General features: G+C 56.6%; 8 protein-coding genes and 1 pseudogene. 4 read left to right on the forward strand and 5 right to left on the reverse strand.

Annotated elements, in window-relative coordinates; genetic code table 11:
- Nucleotides 1–490 precede the first annotated feature (490 nt).
- Entirely contained in the window at nucleotides 491–874 is a 384-nt protein-coding gene (locus ABG996_RS02170; RefSeq protein WP_138374237.1) for a hypothetical protein, read from the reverse strand.
- A 626-nt stretch (nucleotides 875–1,500) separates the two neighbouring features.
- On the opposite strand from ABG996_RS02170, the gene ABG996_RS02175 reads away from it, so the two are divergent.
- The gene (locus tag ABG996_RS02175; protein ID WP_195445469.1) at nucleotides 1,501–1,740 is read left to right on the forward strand and encodes a hypothetical protein; all 240 of its coding nucleotides are present in this window, start codon (nucleotides 1,501–1,503) and stop codon (nucleotides 1,738–1,740) included.
- Between the two features lie 12 nt (nucleotides 1,741–1,752).
- Here the strand turns inward: ABG996_RS02175 and ABG996_RS02180 are convergent, their stop codons facing one another.
- A complete protein-coding gene (locus ABG996_RS02180; RefSeq protein ID WP_347478462.1) occupies nucleotides 1,753–1,971 on the reverse strand; it encodes a hypothetical protein in 219 nt (72 codons plus the stop codon).
- Between the two features lie 219 nt (nucleotides 1,972–2,190).
- Nucleotides 2,191–2,619 (reverse strand): hypothetical protein, encoded by a 429-nt coding sequence (locus ABG996_RS02185; RefSeq protein ID WP_138374235.1) that lies wholly within the window; start codon nucleotides 2,617–2,619, stop codon nucleotides 2,191–2,193.
- A gap of 979 nt (nucleotides 2,620–3,598) precedes the next feature.
- Here ABG996_RS02185 and ABG996_RS02190 point away from each other — a divergent pair.
- Nucleotides 3,599–3,964 (forward strand): hypothetical protein, encoded by a 366-nt coding sequence (locus ABG996_RS02190; protein ID WP_138374234.1) that lies wholly within the window; start codon nucleotides 3,599–3,601, stop codon nucleotides 3,962–3,964.
- A gap of 260 nt (nucleotides 3,965–4,224) precedes the next feature.
- Here ABG996_RS02190 and ABG996_RS02195 read toward each other — a convergent pair whose 3' ends face one another.
- On the reverse strand, nucleotides 4,225–4,368 hold the full coding sequence (locus ABG996_RS02195) for a hypothetical protein (protein WP_161145545.1): 144 nt from the start codon (nucleotides 4,366–4,368) through the stop codon (nucleotides 4,225–4,227).
- Between the two features lie 512 nt (nucleotides 4,369–4,880).
- On the opposite strand from ABG996_RS02195, the gene ABG996_RS02200 reads away from it, so the two are divergent.
- On the forward strand, nucleotides 4,881–5,336 hold the full coding sequence (locus tag ABG996_RS02200) for a PH domain-containing protein (protein ID WP_347478463.1): 456 nt from the start codon (nucleotides 4,881–4,883) through the stop codon (nucleotides 5,334–5,336).
- 276 nt (nucleotides 5,337–5,612) lie between these two features.
- Here the strand turns inward: ABG996_RS02200 and ABG996_RS02205 are convergent, their stop codons facing one another.
- On the reverse strand, nucleotides 5,613–7,103 hold the full coding sequence (locus ABG996_RS02205; RefSeq protein ID WP_347478464.1) for a tyrosine-type recombinase/integrase: 1,491 nt from the start codon (nucleotides 7,101–7,103) through the stop codon (nucleotides 5,613–5,615).
- 453 nt (nucleotides 7,104–7,556) lie between these two features.
- On the opposite strand from ABG996_RS02205, the pseudogene ABG996_RS02210 reads away from it, so the two are divergent.
- Nucleotides 7,557–7,763: pseudogene (locus tag ABG996_RS02210) on the forward strand (hypothetical protein); the annotation flags it as partial.

The following is a 7,763-nucleotide window of genomic DNA, read 5'->3' on the forward strand; positions in this document are numbered from 1 at the left end:
AAGTAGATAAACTAACAGGGCCTATTTGGAATCCGAATCGTCCATGGAACCGTCGATGCCGGTTTTGGTGTCGTCATCCGTATTGGAATCGTCATCCTTGGGGCTTATAGGACACACATTTTGTCCTATAAGCCCCGATCAATTCATACTCCTCATCCTCGCCGAATTGCGAGTATGGCAGAATCGGCACTGGATGGCAGCGCGCTAGGCCGTGTCCGCGGAGTTACCCCCCCCCGTTTTTATCGTAACAGCTGATTCTAGGGACGCTTCAAAAAGTCAACCGAGGGTTTTGTCCCGTCAAGACGCCGAACGAGAATTACGTACCGCCAAGAGCCTCAAAACACGCCCCTCGCGGAACAGAATCCTCACTCGATTTCCATGCGGAGTAAAAACGTCAATCAATCATCCTCCGCAACGTCTATCCACCAAAAAGGCCGCTCCACGTGGAGCGGCCTTTGCTCGCAGCTTTTTACTGATAGTTACTCAAAAATTATTCCAACACATCCACAGAAGAGCAGCGAATCGTATTTTTCTTTCGGGAATCGAGAAAATAGCCTACCTTGACTTTAGACCCAACGCTCACGGGGCTATCGCTTACATAGCGCGTATGTTCTGAATCAACCAGAATGGTCAGACGATCAGACCCGTCGTTATATGGATCTTCGCTTTCGACCGACATGGTAAAATCGCCAGAGCTGTCAACGTTCAACACCAATCCGCTCACGAACCACAAATGTGAATAGTCACCTCCGCTATCTTTTTGGCAACGCTCCACTTTTAGAAATAGCGCAGAGAATGCGAACACGGCAACTGATATAGCGATGAAAACCTTAACGCCACTCCCCTTGCCATAAAATACAAATTTATTCGCCAAAGAAAAATACCCCTGCCTTATCCGTGTAATTAGCATAGTACTACGTTAACGTGCTCATGGCTGTGGGTTGGTTTAACCTACAGCCATGCTAAAGTTGCCAAAAGGGGCACAAAGGCCAATACGTTTGCGCCATGCCGGCACAGCGACCTGGCATCGTATGCACCGGCGGGATCATCGCTGGCCTGCAAGGAGGGCATATCCACGCGCTCATGGTCGCCGGAGGCCTCGTGATGCAGCACGCGCCGGGCGGCGACTGGAAGCGCGTCGATTGGGACGTGCTTGCCGCCTGGCTCGACAGATACGGTTACAAGGTCGCTGATTGCGAGACGGAGACCCTTCCGACCGCCGACGCGGCGAGTGGGAACGCGAGGGTAAAAACGCATCGTCGCTGAACCAGTGAGTCAGTATTCTTTAGTTGGATGATGGATATTGAAATTGATTAGCGAGATAATGTGCATATCTCATAATGTATGCGTTGCACCATGAGAGAGGGGTCTGTCATGAGCTGGAAACCGAGAAAATGCGTTATCGCCGGTCTCGTGACAACCGGTCCTGACGGCGGCTTGTTTGCAACCGCAATGACATCGTACCGACTTTTCACTTGCATGTTCTGAAAGGCAGTTGCCATGCTGTCGCAAAATCAATCGAGATACTTGGTCACAATCGGCTTTGCCCTGCTTGCATTACTCTTTGCTAGCGACCTTTTGCTGAAACCGCCCAAGGAACTCGTTTTGCTTGCCATAGACTGCATTTCCGCCCTTTACTTTACGGCAACCCTATTCGTCGGACTAAAGGAGAGGAAAAAAGGCGCAGTCGTTGCGTCCGCCGTAGGCGTGATCACAGCCATTGCCTCATTCTTTATCTGACACATTGGTGATCTAGGGGCGATATCGTAGGAATACGACCGGGAGAGCCAGGACCAGATTGCCCGGGTTGCCCGGTCGGCTCGCGCGACGGCGCGGCGGTTCGACAGAAAGCTCTCCGGACTTCACGCCGTTTCTGATCGCATTGTAGACAGCCAACTCGTCTTCGCAGTCGGCGAGCACGCGGTGTGCGTCGTCGTTTTGGATGTACAGTAAATCTCGAAGGTCCTCCATGCACCAGCGTCCGAGATCTGGCCATGCGCGTCGCACGAGCTGATAAGTGTCGATCGCGATGTTGTAGTTAAAGTCCAGGCCAAAGCCGTCCCAGGCAGAACGGCATTGTTTCCTTGATTATCAACTTCATCCGGACACTTCCCGCATTCATCCGTGTGTGTACGGATGAATGCGGGGTTCGATACCCCGGCGGCCTGATCGGCAGACCGCCGGGAGTTCTCACTCCTCGATAAAAGCCGGCACTCGGTTAGTCCTGCGCATCTTGAAATCGCCAGTCTCGTGGGAGACGTAGAGAATGCCGTCCATCCCGTCTCGTGATGCATACGACAGGTGAACTGAACCGCAATCCGATCCATCATTGTCGAGAAGATCGAACGAATTCGGGTCGCTCGTTGCGGCCAAACGACCACTCAGACAAGAGCCATCGTCATTACAGATTTGCCATTCCATGTCTTCGCCTGCAAGAATCGCCATAGACGGCCTGGTCGCGCCATCGTTGACATACATCCCGTCTATGCCAAAACCGTTTTCAGCGCCATCGATGAACGACTGCTCGGACCTATACCTCGCAAATGATGCACATAGCACCATTGCAAGACAAAGTGCAGAGCCAACAATAACGATCTTTACGTAGCTCTTGGCCGTCATGCCATCCCTCTTTTCGCTTGCCTAAAGAAATGCGGAAGAAGCTGTTCGTCGCGGCTTGTTTGTAGGCCCTTCTGCCCCGGTTCGGTTACTAAGGTTACTTGAGGGATCCTATAAATGATTGTTACCCATATACGTAATATGAATTTCGGACATGTCGAAATCAATCAATGGTTGCGGGAGTTTCCGACCTTAGTGAAATGCCACCCTATACCCACAGAATCAGTCTGGCTGACATGTGCCAATGGCCGCTAACGGCACTTGGTCGGCAACGGTCTTAGCCCATCGGCCACAACAGTGTCTCCTTCTGTCGCGCCGAGGGCCAGACACACAGCGGTGGCACCGTGCCGCGGCAGCTGGACGACCGCGTCGTCGACCGTGGCGGTTGCACTCGCGACGACACACCTCGCCAGTTTGCCTCGCCCTATTGGCCCCAGCGCGTTGCAGTTCAATCAGCTGTTACAATTACCCACCCACAAAAAGCCCATCTAGCAGGTGCTTTGCTGTTATAGAGTCCTGGAAAGAAAGGGCCAAACCGAAGTGTCTGGCCGGACGCCAATTGTCTGGGAACTGCTTCGGATTCGACCCTCTTTTACTTTCGCCCACTCGGTGGACTTCGGGTTTAATGCTTAGGGGCAGGGATTTAACAAAGTGAAATTTTAATGAAAAGAAACCCAGCTGCCACAATTGCCATGGTGAGGGCTCGAATTGGCCATATAGATCTAAAATAGTCACGATACCTTCTCTTTTGCTGGAACGATATATCTATACAAGGTTGTGAGCGGAAAACAAAAATACGTCGATTGCTATCCGACAAACGGGTCTGGAATTGCATTCTCCGGCATTTCGGGGAGATTGATACACATGTACGAAAGGGAACCTATGTGGTGCGTTGGGTTGGAGCTGCTGCAGGACCGATATGGATTGCGGTCTTGCGCCCCGATGTCCAAATAGGTTTCTCTCTCTAGACGGGAAGTTGCTCATGGACGCCATATATGACGGAGATGACTGGGTCGATCATTATACTTGGCGCCTGGTCGGCTCGGATGACAATGGGGATGTGGTGTTTGATGGACTATGTCCAAAGCATCTCCATCCTTTTGTCTCGTCGTTAATTGAGAGTTCCGCTCGTGTTGCCCCCTACAGCTCGGCATCGCTTCATGATACGGACGTTTTGAAGACCATAAGGGAGTCAATTGACGAGGGCACGATGAGCGGCCCGCTGTTTTCTCGGCTTGTGGGGCTAGATGAGATTGGCTCGAAACGACTGCTTGCGGGCGAAAAGGTGGAACTCACTTATCGGTCGATGATTTCAATCCTGCGGCTAGCCGATGTTCTTCGCAAATAAATGAGGCTTCCATGGCCATGTGGCAGCTTGTCTCACCGATGGGTGGGAGCCGAGTACTTTTCGGACGATTTGCTTGGCCTCGGCGTAGTCTTGGACGGGATCTGCCGGATCATCGAAATCCTCGACGAGATATTTCAAAGCGGCACCTTCTTAAACGGCGAACGTGACAGCGGTCCTCCCTGAATTCTATAAAATCACGGCCTGACTTGGGCGGCGAATTGGCGGAGCTCGTCATCGTCCATATCGTCGAAGTGCGGCAACTACGCCAGCGCGGCCCTCTGCTCCATCAGGTACCTACCGCTCGGAGACCTGCGAATCGTCTGCAAGATGTCCTCGGGGGCGAGGGCTGGGAAATCCATGCCCTCGGGAGCCGCCAAAGAGATGGATTCACCTGCCCCTCCCATGTGTTGGGACCTCATTCAGGGCATCGGCTGCATCCGGCCTTTCGCATTCGCCGCCCGGCCCTCCGGTCCCGCCCGGCTCTCCGGTCCCGCCCGGCCGACGGGTTTCCCATCTACGGCAAAACGATCGCACTTATATATATGCATTCCCGGATTGGGAATATGTTTCAGCCCACGCGAGCAAAGCCTCGGCGTACTCCGTGGTATCTCCGCTGCGCGGCTTTGCACCCTGCAATGCCGCGCAGCGGAGATACCACCTGAGACGGATGTCGATGCATCGAACCCGAGACCGGGCGCTGCGGCGGGAAGCCTCTCGCACGGACAATCTGCTCGATCTTGCCGCACCCGTCTTAAAAGGTTAGACAAACTTTTAATCGTACGACATCCGTCGAACAGTCGGGGGTACACACCACTACAGAAGGCCCACGGAACGGGGGGCGAGATGGTCGGCGACGGGTTCAAGGCACTCTCCGGCCCCACGCTCCGCCAGGGAGGGCGTCGGGAGGGAGGCCGTAATGGGTGAGAAGGACGAGCGGCCGGAGCGGGTGTTCCCCGGCAGGACAGACCCGTGGTTCATAGCGGCCATGGTGATTGTGGCGGGCGGTTTATCCGCGGCGTGTATCGCGTGTTTCCTGAGCTCGAGTCCCGCGCTCCTATGGGGCTGGCTCGCGCTGCTGCCCGTCCCGGCCCTCGTGGCCCTGGCCGCCCTTCCCGTCCGCAGCAACCGCCTCGAGCTCTACGGCGACCGCCTCGTCGTCGTGTACGCTGGGACGCGTTCGGTGATACCCTACGCCCACGTGCGGGGCGTCCGGCGCACCAGGACGCTTTGGGCGGGGACGGCCAACTCGCTCGACCGCGTCTACATCGAGGCGCCCTACGACGGCGACGCCATCGTCTCGGTGACCGACAACGATGCCCTCGTGGCGGAGCTGGGGCACAGGTGCGGCCTCGGGCCATACTCCCATTTTTGAGAGAGGTGCCGTCGGGCCCCCCGAAAGCCGTCTGCATTTGCAGGCCTTTATTCGAAATCAGGCGGCGCGGCTGAAAATCCCCGGCCTGAACCGCGGGGCTTCATCTACATTCGCGCAGGCGTATTCACAATCATAAAAAGATAGGCACGGGCATCCGCGTTCGCGGAAACCCGTGCCGCATTTGCGTCACCGAGATGACCGGGTAGAATATATCTGAACGCTATTCCACATTCCCGTACTTGCGCTACGGATTTGGGAAAGCGCATGTCTCAGCCTCTACTCGACCACGGTCGCCTCGGTCGGGATGGCCCCCAGCACTGCCGCGTACTCGGTGGGGTAGAGGCGGCTTATCGTCTGAACGTCGCGGATGAGGACGTTGCGGTCGTCAGGCTCGGAGATGCCGTAGCCGAACGCCTCGAGCGTCTCGATCGCCTCGCGGATCTTCTGCTGGAACATGGGGCCGGGGTCCACCCTCAGGCCGAGGTAGCCTCGCCACAGGCTCGGCAACACGCGCAGCATGTTCTGGATCTTGGACATCGGCTCGATGTCGGCGTAGACGTTGAGCGTGACCATGGCGTCCTTGTGCCCGAAGATCGACTGCAGCGCCTTGATGTCGCCGCCGTGGCGGATCCACTGCGTCGCGAAGGTGTGGCGCAGGCCGTGGAACGTGATCAGCTCGTCGTTGGTGCCCATGAGGCCGTTGGTCTCCGAGAACGTCTTGAACGCCCTGCGGATGTAACTGGTGGTGGCGAAGGAGCCGTCCGGCCGCGACACGACGTAGCTGTCCGCGAGGTCGCGCAGGCCGAGGGCCGATGCCTCCCGGAGCCTCTGCGAATCGATCTCGTGGATCTCTTTCAGGAAGGGGAGCAGGCCCACCGGGTCGACGGGGATCGTCCTCAGGTCGTGGTTCTTGGTGTCCTTGATGAAGGAGCCCCTGTCCTTGACGTAGGCCACCGAGTGCCTGACCGTGATGAGCCCCGACTCGAAGTCGACGTCACACCAGCGCAGGCCGCAGACCTCGCCGATGCGCATCCCGGTGTGCAGGGCGAGCACGACCGTCCGCCTGAAGGTCGAGTCCGGCATCATCGAGGTCACCGAGTTGAGCTTCGGCACGAGGTCGGAGCGCAGCGCGTTCCTGGGCCTGGCGATGACCCTGGGCGCGAGGGCGCCGTCGAACGGGTTCCTCCCGATCGTGTCGTTGCTGCGCTTCAGCAGGACGGCGTAGAGCCGCTTGCCGAGCTTGAATGACTTGTTGAGCGTGTCCGGCGCCGTGCCCAGGGCGATCCTGCGCCTCGACCACGCGTTGACGTCGTCGGTCGTCACCTCGTTCACGGGGACCAGACCCAGCTCGTCTCGCTCGATGTGCAGGGCGCTGTAGTGGTAGTCGTCGCGGGTCGTCGGGGTGATCCTATTCATCTCCAGGCAGAAGTCGATGAACTTCTCGAGCGCCTCGGAAAGCGGCAGCGCGGCGTAGTCATCCCGCTGTTCGGCGGGAAGCCCGGCGCCGATAGCGGCCCTCGCCTCCTCGGCCTCGGCGAGTTCCAGCTCGACCTCCGACCTGAATTCCGCGAGGACGCGCATCGCCGCCGCCTTTCCCCGCGCGCTCTGCTTCAGGCAGGGCACGCGGGTGTTCCTGGTCCTCTGGACCTTCTTCCCGGTCATCTCGTCGGCCACCGTCACGACAGCCTGCCATTTGCCCTTGTTCTTCCTCACGCCGCCGGCTCCGCATACGCGTAAGGTTATATTGCTGCATTTCTCGTTCTGCATGTCTGCTCCTAAATCCGCAGTTGATTAGAAACAGGCGGGCCCACCTGCGGGAACCCGGAGAGGCGACGATTCGGGGCTCCTACCCCCGTTGATTAAATCATCGGCTGCACCGCGCTCCTCGAAGCCGAAAATATGCTATCTGGACAGACCGCGCTGAGCTGGTAAAATTTGCAAATGCGGAAATGCGCTACTTGCGCTATCTGCGCGTGTTTTAACAAAATAAGCACAGGTCAGGGTCATTCTGACCTCGCTGGGGGTCAAGGGGTCGCTGGTTCGAATCCAGTCGTCCCGACCAGAAGTTTGCAGGTCAGGCACCTAGTGCCTGACCTTTTTTGTTTTAATCACCATGATTATTTTGCTTAAAGCAACAACGTTCCCGCTCGATGTAATCACCGAATCAAAACGTGTACATCAGCCACCAAAATCGACATTTTTCGACATGTTTGGAGGCTGATGTACACGAATGCGAAATCCCCGCCGCCTAAAAGCGTCCTCCACATGTCTGGACTCTCTATGCTTGCGCTGGATAGACATCGCAGGAACGGGTATAGTATCGAAAGTTTTGTCGTTAACCAGCGGGGGAGTCCTGTGGGCATCAAAAAGAAGATCAAAAAGGAGCTTATCGGCACCTCCGATTACCCGTCGAATAAGATCTTTACG

The sequence above is a fragment of the Collinsella aerofaciens genome, from assembly GCF_039836695.1.
GTDB lineage: Bacteria > Actinomycetota > Coriobacteriia > Coriobacteriales > Coriobacteriaceae > Collinsella > Collinsella aerofaciens_BD.

Excerpts from the sequence above, each read along its gene's own strand:
- ABG996_RS02175 (WP_195445469.1), top strand. The coding sequence starts at position 1,501 with ATGCTGTCGCAAAATCAATCGAGATACTTGGTCACAATCGGCTTTGCC.
- ABG996_RS02180 (WP_347478462.1), bottom strand. The coding sequence starts at position 1,971 with ATGGAGGACCTTCGAGATTTACTGTACATCCAAAACGACGACGCACAC.
- ABG996_RS02185 (WP_138374235.1), bottom strand. The coding sequence starts at position 2,619 with ATGACGGCCAAGAGCTACGTAAAGATCGTTATTGTTGGCTCTGCACTT.
- ABG996_RS02190 (WP_138374234.1), top strand. The coding sequence starts at position 3,599 with ATGGACGCCATATATGACGGAGATGACTGGGTCGATCATTATACTTGG.
- ABG996_RS02195 (WP_161145545.1), bottom strand. The coding sequence starts at position 4,368 with ATGGGAGGGGCAGGTGAATCCATCTCTTTGGCGGCTCCCGAGGGCATG.
- ABG996_RS02200 (WP_347478463.1), top strand. The coding sequence starts at position 4,881 with ATGGGTGAGAAGGACGAGCGGCCGGAGCGGGTGTTCCCCGGCAGGACA.
- ABG996_RS02205 (WP_347478464.1), bottom strand. The coding sequence starts at position 7,103 with ATGCAGAACGAGAAATGCAGCAATATAACCTTACGCGTATGCGGAGCC.